This window comes from Salinisphaera shabanensis E1L3A (assembly GCF_000215955.2).
In the GTDB taxonomy this organism is placed as follows: Bacteria; Pseudomonadota; Gammaproteobacteria; order Nevskiales; family Salinisphaeraceae; genus Salinisphaera; species Salinisphaera shabanensis.
This window is the reverse complement of record NZ_AFNV02000027.1, coordinates 39,020-53,763: the sequence shown is the minus strand read 5'-3', so window position 1 is coordinate 53,763 and position 14,744 is coordinate 39,020. Positions and strand designations below refer to the sequence as shown.

Sequence of the window (14,744 nt, the reverse complement as noted above, 5' to 3'; positions counted from 1 at the left end):
CTGGTGGGTTTACACAGCTAGCGGCTGCGAGCCCTAATACGAGCGTGATGATCGGCGCGCGAATCCTCCAGGGGGCAACCGCGGGTATGATCCAGCCGTTGGCGCTGGTATTGATATTCCAAGTATTCGACGACAGCGAGCGCGGCAAGGCGCTCGGCTTGTATGGCATGGGCGTAGTGCTTGCGCCGGCGTTGGGGCCGGCAGTCGGCGGCGTGCTTATCGACTGGTTTTCCTGGCGTGCGGTCTATCTGCCGGGGATTCCTTTCGGTCTGCTCGCCCTGGTCGGCGCGCGCCGCTATTTGCATAACGATCGCCGTGCGTCGCGTATCGCTTTCGACTGGATCGGATTCGCGCTGCTGTCGGCCGGGTTGGCCACGCTGTTGGCCGGGCTTGCGGAGCTGGCCGAGACGCGAACCTGGGCGCTGGCCGGCATCTTTAGCGGGGGCCTTCTGCTGGCGCTGTTTATTCGGCGCTGCGCGCGTATCGCCACGCCCTTAATCGAGCTATCGGTGCTCGCGCATCCGCGGTTCGCGCTCGCCAGTGCATTATCCATGGTTTATGGCGCCGGGCTTTATGGTTCGACCTATCTTGTGCCGCTGCTGGCCCAAGGCGTGCCGCAGTTTTCGGCGACGGCAACGGGGCTGGTGATGATGCCGGCTGGACTGGCCCTGGTCGTGGTATTCCCAGTGGCCGGGCGCCTGGCCGATCGCATGCCCGCGCACCGCCTGCTGCTGGTGGGTTGTACGGGGTTCGCCCTGGGTATGATCGGGTTGGCCGCGAGCGATCCGACGACCGCGTTTGCCACACTCGCGCTCTGGATTGCCTTCGGTCGCATCATGCTTGGCGTGATGATGCCTGCGCTCAATATCGGCGGCCTGCGAGCGCTGCCCGAGGCGTTGACGCCGCAAGGTTCCGGCGTGATCAATTTCGCGCGTCAACTCGGCGGCGCCTTCGGCGTCAATCTGTTTGCGCTGCTGCTGGAATGGCGGGTCGGCATGCGCGTGGGTACCGAGGTGGATCTGCAACGCTTGTACAATGGCAGTGCGGTCGACGCGACGGCATTGTCGGCCTTGACATCGGGCTTTCGCGAGACGTTTATTGTGTTGGGCGCGCTGTTTGCCGTGTCGATCGTATTTGCTGCTTGGATGGGGATTTTGCATGGAAAACTTCGAGAAAGTTCTGCTGGCTTACGACGGTAGCGAGCACGGTCGTATCGCATTGCGTCGTACGCTGCCGCTGCTTGGTGCGGGTGAAGTCGAGGTGCATCTTCTCGCCGTGGTGCCGCTGACCGGCGCAGTTGCGGCAGCCGAGGGCTTTTATACCGAGAGCATGTATGAAGCCGAGCGCGAGCGTATCGAAAATATCCTCGACGAAGGTGTGACGCTACTCAAGAATCGCGGCGTGGATGCTGAAGGCCACCTGCGTGCGGGCGAGCCGGCTCACCAGATCGCCAAGCTGGCCGAGGATCTGGCCGTCAATCTCGTGGTGGTCGGCCACCAGCGCCGCGGCGTGCTGGCACGCTGGTGGCAGGGCTCGGTGGGCGCGTCATTGCTTGATCGACTCACCTGCAGCCTGTTGGTCGTGCAGGCGCCGGGCGAGGATGAAGATGTCGCCGCAGCGCCGGCGCCCTGAATAGATTAACCGAGGGCGGTCTACTTGCTCGCGTCTGGCAGGTAGGCGCGCCAGTCGTGGCCCGTGTCACCGAATGCCAGAAAATGCGTGTTCAGCACGCTTTCAGTGACGTTGTAGCGTAGCGGTTCGCCGTCGAGATCCGTCACCTGGCCGCCGGCACAGGCGAGTACGGCGTGTCCGGCGGCGGTATCCCATTCGCTGGTCGGCCCGAGCCGCGGGTAGAAATCGGCGTCACCGTCGGCGATCACGCAAAACTTCAAAGATGACCCCATCGTGATGGGTTCGTAATCCGGCAAATTGGCAAGCAGCGCATCGATACTGGCCGAACGGTGCGAGCGCGAAACCAGCACGCGTGGTTTGTTCGTATGCGCAGCTACCGCGGCTATGGGTTCGGGGTTCGCTGCGCCTTGCTGGCGAAATGCGCCGATTTCGCGCGCGGCAAACCACAACGTATCCAGTACCGGGGCGTAAACCACGCCCAGTACGGGCTCATGATCGACAATCAGCGCGATATTGATCGTGAACTGATCGTTCTTGTTGACGAATTCCTTGGTGCCGTCGAGCGGGTCGATCAGCCAGTAAGTCGACCATGAGCGCCGTGTGTCGAAATCGATATCCGCGCCTTCTTCGGACAGCTGGGGTGTATCCGGTGTCAGCTCGCTCAATGCCTGCTTGATACTGACATGCGCGGCCAGGTCGGCCTGGGTCAGCGGACTGTCGTCATCCTTCGTTTCGATTTCGAAATTGCTGTTGTAGATCGGCAGCGTTTTCTGGCCGGCCGCGACAGCGATATCGCAGATGTGATCAAGCAGTTCGCGAGTTAGTTCCATGGGCTTGGCGCGTTGTTGGGAATCGCGCGCATCATACCGATTTGATTCGCGCTGGCTTTCGCACGCTGTCTAGTTACGGTTCGAGCGCGACTTGCCTCGGCCCCCACCGCCGCCATTGCGGCGACCGCCGCTGCGGGGTTTGCGCTTGCGCCGTGCCGGCACGACGATGTCGTCTGCGAAATCCGCGCCGTGCGGCATCTCGGCATCGATCTTGTGCTCGATATAGGCTTCGATATCGGGCAATGAATACACGTATTCCTCACAGGCGAACGAGATCGCATCGCCGGTATTGCCGGCGCGCGCGGTTCGGCCGATGCGGTGCACGTAATCTTGGGCATCCTGCGGCAGGTCGTAGTTGATCACGTGCGTGACATCGGGGATATGCAGCCCGCGCGCGGCCACGTCGGTCGCGACCATGATCGGCAATTCACCGGTCTTGAAGTCTTCGAGCAGGCGCAGGCGCTTGTTCTGGGCCACATCCCCGGACAGCGTCGCCGCGGTGAAACCGTTGGCATTGAGCCCGTCTTCGATGAACTCGGCGGTGCGCTTGGTGTTGATGAAGATCAGCGTGCGGCCGTTGTCGATACGGCGCAGGGTGCCGATCAGAAGCGCGAGCTTGTCGTCCTTGGAGACGTGATAGAGCTTCTGCGTGATCGCGCCGATATTCACCGTTTCGGTATCGGTGCGCACGAGCGTAGGGCTGTTCATATGCTCGTAGGCCAGTTCCAGCACGCGATGGCTCAGCGTGGCCGAAAACAGCAGATTCTGACGGTTCTCCGGCACCGGCATCTTGCGGAACATGTAGCGGATATCGTCGATGAAGCCGAGATCGAACATGCGATCGGCTTCGTCGAGTACGGCCACTTCGATCGCCTTGAGCGTATAGACCTTCTGCTTGTAGTAATCGATCAGGCGCCCCGGCGTGCCGATGAGAATATCGACGCCGTCGACGATGGCCTGACGCTGTTCCTCGTAACCGGTGCCGCCGTAGCAGACCACGCATTTCAAGCCGGTACCGGACGCCAGCGGTAGCGCATCCTTGTAAATCTGGTCGGCGAGTTCTCGCGTCGGCGCAAGAATGAGCGCGCGTGGCTGGCTGGCGCCTGCAGGGGCATGCTCGCTCGGCTCAGGATCGTCCTTGAGCAGGCGGTGCATGGTAGCCAGCAAAAACGCAGCGGTCTTGCCCGTGCCGGTATGTGCCTGACCCGCGATATCCGCGCCCTTGAGCGCAAGCGGCAGTGTCTCCGCCTGAATTGGCGTGGCGTGGCTGAAACCGCGCTTGATCAGCCCGGAAAGTATCGTCTCGTGAAGACCCAGGGCGTCGAGGCGCGTATCGGTGAGCATCTTTTGCTGGGCAGCGTCACTGGTGGATGCGGTTTCGGTCATATTGGCCCTTGGGATAGATGAATGGTCACGCCAAACGCGACCGGTTCACGCAGGGGTTGAAAAACGCGCCGAGATAGGCTCCAATAGCCCGAACGTTGCGAATACGGATATTCGCTGCACTGCCCGAGTCGGGTCGGCTCGCATTCCGGCACTGTTTTTTTTTGCAGCCCGCACTATAACAGCTTGTGGTCTTCACGGTTGTCGGGCCGCGACCTTTCGCGCAGCTTGCAAACATCTTTTCGCGCCCTTAACTACCGGCTCAGCGGCGCCGCGTCATAGGCGACGCGCGCGAACCTTCATTTATCCCGCTTGGATTCTTTCGAGGACGCTCATGAGTGAAAATATCGTCAAAGTCAGCGATGACAGCTTCGAACAAGACGTGCTGTCCGCCTCCGGTCCCGTATTGGTGGACTACTGGGCAGAATGGTGCGGTCCGTGCAAGATGATTGCACCGGTGCTCGACGAAATCGCCGACGAATATGACGGCCGGTTGACGGTCGCCAAGCTCAATATCGACGACAACCCGAATACGCCGCCTAAGTACGGCATTCGTGGTATTCCGACCCTTATGCTCTTCAAGGACGGCGAAGTGGCCGGAACGAAGGTCGGTTCGGTCTCCAAGACGCAGCTGACCGAATTTGTCGATCAACATATTTGATCCGCTCCAGGCCGCCGGCATATCTGCCGGCGGCCTTCGTTTGATTCGCAACGAATCGGACGCCTTCCCACTGCGAATAGGTGCATATGACGCGCCCGTTTTCGCTGCAACTCATAGATAGCCGTGTCTGAAGAAACAGTCGACGAACGCCAGTCCAAGGATTCGAATAACAGCAATAACGGGAACGGGGGTAATAACAACCGCCGCAGCCGTCGTCGCAAGAATCCCAATGGGCCCAACAAGCCTCGAAACAACAGCGGTAACAACCGCGGCAAGGGCGGTGGTGGCCCGAACAAGGGCGGCAACAACCCGCCGAACGAGGACATCGACGAGGCTGAGTTCGAAGCCTATGCCGGTGTCGCCGGCGACGGCCCGATCCTGAACCTCAGTGAGCTCAAGCAGAAGACCGCTTCCGAGCTCATGGAAATGGCGCAGGAGATGCAGCTCGAGAACATCTCGCGCATGCGTAAACAAGACCTGATCTTTGCGATGCTCAAGGGGCATGCGAAATCCGGCGAGCGCATCTATGGTGACGGCGTTCTCGAAATTCTGTCGGATGGCTTTGGCTTTCTGCGCTCGGGCGAATCGTCCTATATGGCCGGGCCCGACGATATTTACGTATCGCCGAGTCAGATCCGGCGTTTCGCGCTGCGTACCGGTGACAATATTTCCGGTCGCATTCGTCCGCCGAAAGAGTCGGAGCGCTATTTTGCGTTGCTCAAAGTCGACGAGATCAACGGCGATCCGCCGGAGAAATCCAAGGGCAAGGTTCTGTTCGAGAATCTCACGCCGCTGTTCCCGACCGAGCGCATGGTCATGGAACTGGGTAACGGCTCGACCGAAGATATCACCGCCCGCACCATCGACCTGGTCGCGCCCTTCGGCAAGGGCCAGCGCGGCCTGATCGTTTCGCCGCCCAAGGCCGGCAAGACGATGATGATGCAGAACATCGCCCAGTCGATCGCGCAGAATTATCCCGAGTGTCATCTCATCGTGCTGCTCATCGACGAGCGGCCCGAAGAAGTCACCGAGATGGAGCGCAGCGTGCGCGGCGAAGTCGTCTCCTCGACCTTCGACGAGCCGGCATCACGCCATGTGCAGGTCGCTGACATGGTGATCGAAAAGGCCAAGCGCCTGGTCGAACACAAGAAGGACGTGGTGATCCTGCTCGACTCGCTGACGCGTCTGGCACGTGCCTACAACACCACGGCCCCGTCTTCGGGCAAGGTGCTCACCGGTGGCGTGGATGCTAATGCGCTGCAAAAGCCCAAGCGTTTCTTCGGTGCAGCCCGTAACGTGGAAGAGGGCGGCAGTCTGACGATTCTGGCCACGGCACTCATCGAGACCGGTTCCAAGATGGACGAGGTCATCTACGAAGAGTTCAAGGGCACAGGCAACATGGAAGTCCATATGGACCGCCGTATTGCCGAGAAGCGTATCTACCCGGCGATTCACGTCAATCGTTCCGGCACCCGCCGCGAAGAGAAGCTGGTGCCCCAGGATGAGCTGCAGCGCATGTGGGTGCTGCGCAAACTGTTGCACAGCATGGATGATCTGGCGGCCATGGAGTTGCTGATCGATCGTATGAAGCAGACCAAGACCAATGCCCAGTTCTTCGAATCGATGAAACGCTAGATTCGAGACGGTATGTCATAAAAAAAGCGGGCTCTAGCCCGCTTTTTTTATTGGGTGAATCCCGGCTTGGTGTCCCGTTCGCTATTCGCCTGCGGGCTCAGGGCCGTGTGCTGAACCGCGGGTGCGATTGCCAGGGCGGTGGCGCGCCAACCGGCGGACAGGCTTTCGACCAAGGCCTCGTAGCCATCGTCGGCCAGTGGTACCTCGCGCGTGAAGCGCTGGCGTAGAAGGGTTTGACCCTCTGGATCGTCGAGCTGCCATTCGCCTGTGATTCGGGCGTGGCCATCGTAATGGCCCATGAACTGGTCGACTCGTGTTTGCAGCACGAATGCCGGTGTAGCCCCGGGTTCGACGGCCCGTACGATCTGTATGTCAGTCAGCGCGCCGTCGAGCGTGGCAATTAAAGAGTCGCGTAGCTGCCCACCGAGTGGCGCGGCCCAGCGATTATGGTTGGCGATGACTACACGATGCGCGCCGGTCTGGTAAACGATGCCGCTCTCATCGAGCATTCGCGCAATCTGTACCGGCGCAACGACAAGTTGCGCGCGCGCTGCCGGTTTCGATGGCGACGCTGAGCTTGCATGCGTGGTATCGAGCACGAAAAGCGACGGCGATGAAGCACTGCCCGCACAACCGGTCAGAACGAGGGCGGCAGCAACATACAGTAGGTGGATCGTTTTCATCGGGCGGCCTTCGGGATGGGGTCGCCGTCTTCGGGCCGGCCGAAGATCAGCGCGTTGGGGCGGTTATGCAAGGTGCGTGCGAGCGGTGCCACGTCATCGAGTACGCGGTTGAGTCGATCGAGTGAGCGGCTGAATTCGCCGTAAGCGGGCGCGTCCTGCTGGAAACCTTGCAGTGTGTGTTGCAGCTCGCCGAGGGTGACGCGCAACGTGCGCGGTAGTTCTCGCGTGTCTTTGGATTCGAGCAACTGGTTGATATTGCGCGTGGCGCGATGCAGCTCGTCGAGCGTGTCGTTGGAAGCCTCGAGCGTGTGCTTGAGGTCGTTGGCGATCGGGCGGATGTCGATCGCATTGAGCTTGTCCATGAGGTCCGACAGCTGCGCCTGAATGCTCGTAATGCTGCTTGGCACACTCGGGAAAACGTCGTACTGGCCGAGCGTGGTCGGCGCGTAGCCTTCGGCATTACCTTCGAACTGGAGATTGATGAACGTGGCGCCGGTGAGCAGGTTGCCGGATTTGATCGTCGCGCGCAGACCGTTGGCAAAGAAACGTCGGTTATTTTCGCGCCACTGTGCATCACTCCAGTTCGCCCAGCTGTTGGCCGGCCGCTGCGGTTCGATGGAGATCAGCACCGGTATCTTGAAATCCGAGAGCTGTTCGAAGTCGAAGTCGTCGCGAAAGAAGGGCACCTGTTCGACCGTGCCTATACGCAGGCCGCGATATTCCACCGGCGCGCCGGGGTTGAGGCCGCGTACGGAATCGTCGAGCAGAATCACGTATTTGATCTTGCGATCGAAACGATCCTGGTTGGCTGCGCTACGCGTCGCATAGAGTTTGAAGGCTTGGCCGTTGGTGGCTTTATCGCCGGGCTCGACCCCATCGGCCTGCCCGAACGTTACGCCGCCCGCCAGAATGCTCTGCAGCGACCCGGTCTGTACATCCACGCCGTCCGAACCGAGATGGAAATCGATGCCGGAACGCAGCCAGAACTGAGTGGTTCCGGTGACCAGTCGGGCGTAAGGCTCGCGTATGAATACCCGATATTCCATGCGCTGTTCTTCGACGGCGAACTCGCCTGCCTCGATCTGGCCGACCGTCTGGCCCTGATAGATGATCGGATCGCCCACTGCCAGCGAGTTATCGCCGTTGCTGGTCAAGCGCACCGAGACGCCCGGCTCGTCCGAAGCAGTGGTCGGCGGCGTGTCCTGGACTTCGTATCGGCGCTGGGCTTTGTCCGCGCTGCCCGGTTGCAACTGGATGTAGGCGCCGGACAGGATCGTGCCCAGGCCGCTGATGCCCTGACGGCCGATGCGCGGCTTGACCACCCAGAAACGGCTATCGGATACCAGCAGTTCGGCCGTGTCCGGGTTCATCTGTACGGTTGCGACCGCACCCTCGTAGTCGTCGGCCAGACGGACCGATTCCAGATGGCCGACCTCCACGCTGCGCACCTTCACCAGTGTTTTGCCTGCTTCGAGACCATCGGCGGTGTCGAGTGCGAGCGTGATCTCCGGACCGCGCGACATGACGTTCTGATAGACCAGCCATAGTCCGATTAGCGCCGCCCCGAGAGGAATGAGCCATACCGGAGAAATACGCCAGCGCCGCGGCTTGTGCGTGACGGCAGTGTTCGGGTCATGGGTCATCGCGTATTCATCTCGAAAGTTTCATCCCAGAGCTGTCTTGTATCGAAGGTCAGCGCCGCGATCATGGTGATAATCACCACCGCTGCGAAACAAAGGGCCGCGGGCCCCGGTTCGATCGCCATCAATGCCCCCGCCCGCACCAACGCCACCAGTACGGCGACCACGAACACATCGATCATCGACCAGCGTCCGATTTTTTCGGTCACACGATACAGGCGCATCTGCGTGCGTGAATTGTGATGCCAACGGTAGGTCGCGGTCAGGCATAACCATGCCAGCGCCACGATCTTGCTGATCGGTACGACCACGCTTGCCACGAAGATGACCAGGGCGATCGGCCAGGAGCCGGTATGTGCCAGATGCAGAACGCCGCCCACGATCGTCTGTGGGTCGGTCGAGCCCAGACTGGTCGTCGACATGATGGGATAGATGTTGGCAGGGATGTACAAAATCACTGCGGTAATAAGCAGCGCCCAGGTCAATTGAATCCGATCGATCGCGTGCGCTATATGTCGTCCACCGCAGCGCGGGCATTTGCCCCGGTCGTTAGGAAAAGGCATGTCGCAGCCGCGGCATACGACCAGGTTCTGGCTGGCGCCGGTACGTCCGGTTTCAAGGTGTGTGTGGAGCGCGGGCATGGGAGCAAGGTCGGCCCAGAGCGCTGGCCAGTCGATGAGCATGAACGTGCGCAGCACCAACAGCGCATAGATACAGAATGCGATGAACGAGAGGCCGATTGAAACATCGGCCAGGGTCACGATCTTGATCAGGCTGACCAGCACGCCGACGATGAACACATCAGACATCATCCAAGGCTCGAGCGGGCGCAGCTGACGGGCAAGCGCCCTTGTAGCGGCGCCGGCTTTATGGCGCGATGCCTGCCACAACAGAAAGACCACGGCGAGCAGATACGCCCCCGGCAGGCCGACGGTGGTACAGAACAAGAGCACGGCCAGGCTTGGGTAATCGTGGCCCGCCATGGTACGCGCGGCGTCGAAGAAACTCATGGTGTGAGAAACGCCGCGGGTAGAGAAACTCAGGAAATCGAACGCAAAAACCAGCGCGAGCATGATCAATGCTGCCATTGCCCAGGCGAGGGGGCGTTGACGGTCGCTCTGCGCCGGTGGGGCGATATGATGATTGCAGCGTGGGCAATGAACGGACTCGCCGGGTGCGCGCGACGGTACCTGTATCACCCAGTCGCATTCGCGGCATACGGCAACGGGGAGATCGGTGGCGTGCTCTACGGTCATGCCATTCACAATAGCGTCTAAGCGCGTCTTAAGATGCACTGGCAAAAAAAGCGGGCCGGAGCCCGCTTTCTCTAGCCGCATATGCGGTCGCCAGGCGCGACCGACATACTCAGCGATTATCGATATCGACGTAGTCGCGTAGTTCATAGCCAGTATAGACCTGACGCGGACGCGCGATACGCATGCCCGGGTCGGCCATCATTTCCGACCAGTGCGCGGCCCAGCCGACCGTACGCGCGATCGCGAACATCGGGGTGAACATGTTGATCGGAATCCCCAGGGCCTGGTAGATGATGCCGGAGTAGAAATCGACGTTCGGATAGAGCTTGCGTTCGACGAAGTAATCGTCTTCCAGGGCGATGCGTTCAAGCTCGAGCGCCAGCTCGAAGAGCTTGTTGTTCTGCATGCCGTAGTGTTCGAGGATCTCGTGGCAGTAACCGCGGATGATCTTCGCACGCGGATCGAAGTTCTTGTAAACGCGATGGCCAAAGCCCATCAGACGGAACGGATCGTTCTTGTCCTTGGCCTTTTCCAGATACTTCGGCACCTGCGACACGTCGCCGATCTGGCCGAGCATGTTGAGTACGGCTTCGTTGGCACCACCGTGGGCCGGTCCCCAGAGGGCTGCAATGCCCGAGGAGATCGCGGCATAGGGGTTGGCACCGGTCGAGCCAGCCATGCGCACGGTCGAGGTGGAGGCGTTCTGTTCGTGGTCGGCGTGCAGGATGAACAGCACGTCCAGCGCCTTCGCGGCGACCGGATCCACTTCATATTCCTCGGCCGGCACGGCAAAGCACATGCGTAGGAAGTTGGCCGCATAGTCCAGATGGTTTTTCGGACCGATCTTGGGCTGGCCGATGGAATGCTTGTAGGCGGCCGCGGCGATAGTCGGCATCTTGGCGATCATGCGATGCGCGAAGATCGCACGATGCTCGGGATCGCGAATATCGGTGGTGTCGTGATAGAAGGCCGACAGCGAACCGACGATGCCCGTGAGAATGGCCATCGGGTGCGCGTCGTAATGGAAGCCGTCGTAGAACTTCACCAGCGATTCGTTGAGCATCGTGTGATGCGTGATCGAGTGGCGGAAGTCTTCCATCTGCGTCGCACCCGGCAGTTCGCCGTTGAGCAGCAGATAGCAGACTTCGAGAAAGCTCGACTTCTCGGCCAATTCCTGCACGGAATAGCCTCGATACATGAGGATGCCGTTTTCACCGTCGATGAAGGTGATATCGGACTTGCAGCTGCAGGTGGCTGTAAACGCGGGATCGTAGGTGAATACGCCCTGCTTGGTGTTCAGGCCGCGCACGTCCACGCCGGGTGTGCCGAGCGTGCCTTCGACGAGCGGCAACTCGGTGCTGCTGTCGTCTTGCGGATTGCTGATCTTGAAGGGTTGACTCATCTACGATCTCCCGGGTTTTTTCCGCTTCACGGCCGTATTCAGCCCTGCTTGGGCTCGACGACCGGCTGCGGATAATGCGAAGGATATTCGGTGCGCGCAACGCCGGTGGCGATGGCAGCCTGCGCGACGGCAGGTGGAATGAAATCGATCAGGCGTGGGTCGAACGGGCTCGGAATGATGTAATCCGGGCCGAACGACATGGCGTCCTGACTGTGGGCTTCCAGTACGCTGTTGGGTACGGGCTGGCGGGCAAGCTCGCCCATGGCGCGGGCCGCAGCAACGCACATCGTCATGTTGATGCGGCGTGCACGCACGTCCAGCGCACCGCGGAAGATGTACGGGAAGCCAAGAACGTTATTAACCTGGTTCGGATAATCGCTACGCCCGGTGGCCATGATCAGATCATCGCGAACGCTCTGGGCGTCTTCCGGCGTGATCTCGGGCGTTGGATTGGACAATGCGAATACGACCGGCCTGGCCGGCATCATGCCGATCTGTTCCTTGGATACCGTGTCCGGTCCCGACAGACCGATGAACACATCGGCCTGTTTCATGGCGTCGTCTACGCTGCGCAGGTCGGTCTTGGTCGCGAACTGGGCTTTCTGCTCGGACAGGTCGTCGCGTTCGGAATGGATCACGCCCTTGCGATCGCACATGAACACGTTTTCCAGCTGCGCGCCCATTTCCAGCAGCAGATTCATCGACGCCACGCCGGCCGCACCGGCGCCCATGCATACGATCTTGGCGTCGGCGAGTTTCTTGCCCTGCAGCTCCAGGGCATTGATCAGACCGGCTGCGACGATGATTGCGGTGCCGTGCTGGTCGTCATGGAAAACCGGGATATCGAGGCGCTCGATCAGCGTCTTCTCGATCTCGAAACAGTGGGGGGCGGCGATATCCTCGAGGTTGATGCCGCCGAAGGTCGGCGCGATGCGCACGACCGTGTCGATGAAATCCTTCGGGTTGTCGGCGTCGACTTCGATATCGAAGACATTGACGTCGGCAAACTTCTTGAACAGGACCGCCTTGCCTTCCATCACCGGTTTGCTGGCCAGCGCGCCCGTATCGCCGAGCCCGAGAACCGCAGTGCCGTTTGAAATCACCGCGACCAGATTGCCTTTCGAGGTATAGCGAAAGGCCGCTTCCGGGTCATCACGAATCGCCTTGACCGGTTCGGCCACGCCGGGCGTATACGCCAGCGACAGTTCTTCGTAGGTGGTAAAGGGCTTGGTGACCGATATCGCAAGTTTTCCCGGCTTGGGTTTTGCGTGGTAATCCAGAGCTTCCTGTTTGCGCGAGTAATCGGCCATGCAGTTTGCGGCTTTGCGTTCAAGCGTAAGGAACCCACTGGCGCGCGGTTCGCAGCGCCTGGGCAATGATCGACGAATTCCCGAGTATACCGACGCGCTCGCCGTGCGACTAGCGATAGGTCGTCTTTTCGGTTGCAAGCCGCTGTGCCGTAAGCGGTTTTTTATGAAAAACGGATGCGACGAACGTCGAATCAGGGCTTTCGAGGCCCGCGTAAAGTTGTTGAAGTCGGTGTTCGAGCCCTTGCGCTGATGCGTACGCGATCAGCTTTTTTTGTGAGGGTCTCGCTTTGCCGAAAGTCGCCGGGCAGGAAGGCGAGCACGAGTGGGCTCGCTAGCCGTTCTCCGCAACGGCACTGATATAGGTGAGCGTGCCGTCGGCGGCAATCTCGACGGTCACATCGATCGGCTGGCAGCAAACGAAACAATCTTCGGTATAGCGTTGATCACCTGCCGAGCAATCTACGACCAGAACGATCGGTTCGCCGCAGTAGGGGCAGGTCACGGTATGTTCTTCGAGCATTAGGCTTTATGGCAGCAGTTCCGCGAGAATCGTATCCAGAAAACGCCAGCCGCGATCGGTTGCGCGCAGCGCCTGCACATCAAAGGATACAAGTCCCTGTTCGATCGGTCGCGCGAGCGCCGCACCCAGCGTTTGCCAGTCGAGCCCGGTGCGCTGTTCATAGTCGCGCCGTGTTACACCTGCACGCCGGCGCAGGCCATTGAGCAGACATTCGAAACGGGCATCGGCCTGATCGAGTACGCGCGTTTCGGCGACCGAGGCAGCCTTGCCAGCGACCGTCATGTAACCCGTGGGCCACCGCTGGCGTGCGCTGCGTTCGATCTGCCCGTCGGCGCGCGTACGTTTTCCGTGTGCACCGGCGCCGATGCCCAGATAATCGCCGAAACGCCAGTAGTTCTCGTTGTGGCGGCAGGTGCGCTGCGGTTTCGCCCAGGCGGATACTTCATATTGGGTATAACCCGCCGCATTCAGCCGCACGCTGGCCTGTTCGAATATCTCGATGACACGATCCTCGTCGGGCAACGCCGGCGGCTGGCGGTAGAACGGCGTATTCGGTTCGAGGGTCAGCTGGTAATAGGAAATATGGCCGGGATCACGTTCGATGACGGTCTCGACGTCCGTCATCGCTTTTGCCAGTGTCTGGCCGGGTAGCCCGAACATGAGATCGCAATTGATGGCGGTGAAACCGCCGGCGCGCGCATCGTCGATGGCCGCGAGCGCCTCGTTCGCGCCGTGAATGCGTCCGAGGGCGGTCAGGCAGTCGTCATCCAGGCTTTGAATGCCGAGTGACAACCGGTTTATGCCAGCCGCACGAAGATCGGCAAAGCGCGCGTGTTCGGTTGTGCCGGGGTTGGCTTCGAGGGTGATTTCGCAGTGCGTTGCGAGGCCGAGCCGGGCGTCGAGCGCTTCGAGCACACGACCGATAGCTTCAGCCGAAAATAGACTCGGCGTGCCACCACCGAAGAATACGGTTTCGATCGGGCGGGTCTCGTGGGCTGAGGCCAGTGCCCAATCGGCGAGCAGGGCGTCGATATAGTCGGCTTCCGGTAATTGCGCCGGCGCGCGATGCGAGTTGAAGTCGCAGTAGGGGCATTTGCGTACGCACCACGGCAGATGCACATAGACCGACAGCGGTATCGCGCTGCGCTGTGCAATCGTCGGGGCAGGCGTTTCAGCCGTTGTGGTCATCACCGCGCAGTTGCTCGACCAGCTGGCGCATGGCGCGCGCGCGGTGGCTGATCGCATTCTTGCGGGCGGCCCCCATTTCGGCCGCGCTCGCGTTTTCTTCGTCGACCCAGAACAGCGGGTCGTAGCCGAACCCGCAGTCGCCGCGCGGGGCCTCGAGCACGCGCCCGCGCCATACGCCATGGGCGATCACCGGTACCGGGTCGCTTGCACCCCGGGTGGCCACCAGGCAGCAATGAAACGCCGCGCCGCGCTGTTCGGGGGCGAGCCCTTCAAGCGCGGCCACGAGTTTCGCGTTATTGGCTGCATCGTCGCCATGGGTGCCGGCATAGCGGGCCGAATACACGCCTGGCGCGCCGTTCAATGCGTCCACGGCCAGGCCGGAATCGTCGGCGATCGCGGGCAGGCCGGTCAGCGCGGCGGCATGCCGAGCCTTGATCAGCGCATTATCGACGAACGCGATACCGGTTTCTTCGGCATCGGGTACGTCGAATTCGGTCTGTGCGACCAGCTCGATATCGAGCGCGGCGAGCAGGCTGCGCATTTCTTCGAGCTTGCCGGCGTTACCCGAAGCCAGCACCCAGCGTTGACGCGGCGAAGCCATACT

The 14,744-nt window shown here is 60.8% G+C and carries 14 protein-coding genes; 4 read left to right on the top strand and 10 right to left on the bottom strand.

Annotated elements, in window-relative coordinates; genetic code table 11:
- Both SSPSH_RS15570 and SSPSH_RS15565 read left to right on the top strand, forming a co-directional pair.
- The coding region (locus SSPSH_RS15570) for an MFS transporter (protein WP_021031868.1) at nucleotides 1-1,199 on the top strand (1,199 nt) is incomplete at its 5' end.
- A complete protein-coding gene (locus SSPSH_RS15565) occupies nucleotides 1,159-1,632 on the top strand; it encodes a universal stress protein (protein WP_006913736.1) in 474 nt (157 codons plus the stop codon). The genes SSPSH_RS15570 and SSPSH_RS15565, both read left to right, overlap by 41 nt.
- A 20-nt stretch (nucleotides 1,633-1,652) precedes the next feature.
- Here the strand turns inward: SSPSH_RS15565 and cysQ are convergent, their stop codons facing one another.
- Both cysQ and SSPSH_RS15555 read right to left on the bottom strand, forming a co-directional pair.
- Entirely contained in the window at nucleotides 1,653-2,462 is an 810-nt protein-coding gene (gene cysQ / locus SSPSH_RS15560; protein ID WP_006913735.1) for a 3'(2'),5'-bisphosphate nucleotidase CysQ, read from the bottom strand.
- 69 nt (nucleotides 2,463-2,531) lie between these two features.
- The gene (locus SSPSH_RS15555) at nucleotides 2,532-3,848 is read right to left on the bottom strand and encodes a DEAD/DEAH box helicase (RefSeq protein ID WP_006913734.1); all 1,317 of its coding nucleotides are present in this window, start codon (nucleotides 3,846-3,848) and stop codon (nucleotides 2,532-2,534) included.
- Nucleotides 3,849-4,179: 331 nt separating this feature from the next.
- Between SSPSH_RS15555 and trxA the strand changes: the two genes are divergently transcribed.
- Both trxA and rho read left to right on the top strand, forming a co-directional pair.
- The gene (gene trxA, locus SSPSH_RS15550; protein ID WP_006913733.1) at nucleotides 4,180-4,506 is read left to right on the top strand and encodes a thioredoxin TrxA; all 327 of its coding nucleotides are present in this window, start codon (nucleotides 4,180-4,182) and stop codon (nucleotides 4,504-4,506) included.
- A 378-nt stretch (nucleotides 4,507-4,884) separates the two neighbouring features.
- Complete coding sequence (gene rho, locus SSPSH_RS15545) at nucleotides 4,885-6,141, top strand: transcription termination factor Rho (RefSeq protein WP_040608414.1); 1,257 nt, start codon at nucleotides 4,885-4,887, stop codon at nucleotides 6,139-6,141.
- Nucleotides 6,142-6,188: 47 nt separating this feature from the next.
- On the opposite strand, the gene SSPSH_RS15540 is transcribed toward rho, so the two are convergent.
- From SSPSH_RS15540 to rdgB, 8 genes are all read right to left on the bottom strand, one after another.
- Complete coding sequence (locus tag SSPSH_RS15540) at nucleotides 6,189-6,824, bottom strand: PqiC family protein (RefSeq protein ID WP_006913731.1); 636 nt, start codon at nucleotides 6,822-6,824, stop codon at nucleotides 6,189-6,191.
- The gene (gene pqiB / locus SSPSH_RS15535) at nucleotides 6,821-8,467 is read right to left on the bottom strand and encodes an intermembrane transport protein PqiB (RefSeq protein WP_006913730.1); all 1,647 of its coding nucleotides are present in this window, start codon (nucleotides 8,465-8,467) and stop codon (nucleotides 6,821-6,823) included. The genes SSPSH_RS15540 and pqiB overlap by 4 nt, the downstream gene beginning before the upstream one ends.
- Nucleotides 8,464-9,720, bottom strand: a complete 1,257-nt coding sequence (locus tag SSPSH_RS15530) for a paraquat-inducible protein A (protein WP_040608395.1) — start codon at nucleotides 9,718-9,720, stop codon at nucleotides 8,464-8,466. The genes pqiB and SSPSH_RS15530 overlap by 4 nt, the downstream gene beginning before the upstream one ends.
- Before the next feature lie 109 nt (nucleotides 9,721-9,829).
- Nucleotides 9,830-11,122 (bottom strand): citrate synthase, encoded by a 1,293-nt coding sequence (locus tag SSPSH_RS15525; protein ID WP_006913728.1) that lies wholly within the window; start codon nucleotides 11,120-11,122, stop codon nucleotides 9,830-9,832.
- Nucleotides 11,123-11,160: 38 nt separating this feature from the next.
- Entirely contained in the window at nucleotides 11,161-12,432 is a 1,272-nt protein-coding gene (locus SSPSH_RS15520; RefSeq protein WP_006913727.1) for a malic enzyme-like NAD(P)-binding protein, read from the bottom strand.
- A 331-nt stretch (nucleotides 12,433-12,763) separates the two neighbouring features.
- Nucleotides 12,764-12,952 carry a CPXCG motif-containing cysteine-rich protein gene (locus SSPSH_RS15515; protein ID WP_006913726.1) on the bottom strand — a complete coding sequence of 63 codons (189 nt, stop codon included), beginning with the start codon at nucleotides 12,950-12,952 and terminating at the stop codon, nucleotides 12,764-12,766.
- Between the two features lie 6 nt (nucleotides 12,953-12,958).
- Nucleotides 12,959-14,140 (bottom strand): radical SAM family heme chaperone HemW, encoded by a 1,182-nt coding sequence (hemW, locus tag SSPSH_RS15510; protein WP_006913725.1) that lies wholly within the window; start codon nucleotides 14,138-14,140, stop codon nucleotides 12,959-12,961.
- On the bottom strand, nucleotides 14,124-14,741 hold the full coding sequence (rdgB, locus tag SSPSH_RS15505; RefSeq protein WP_006913724.1) for an RdgB/HAM1 family non-canonical purine NTP pyrophosphatase: 618 nt from the start codon (nucleotides 14,739-14,741) through the stop codon (nucleotides 14,124-14,126). Before rdgB ends, hemW begins: the two co-directional genes overlap by 17 nt.
- Between the last annotated feature and the right edge of the window lie 3 nt (nucleotides 14,742-14,744).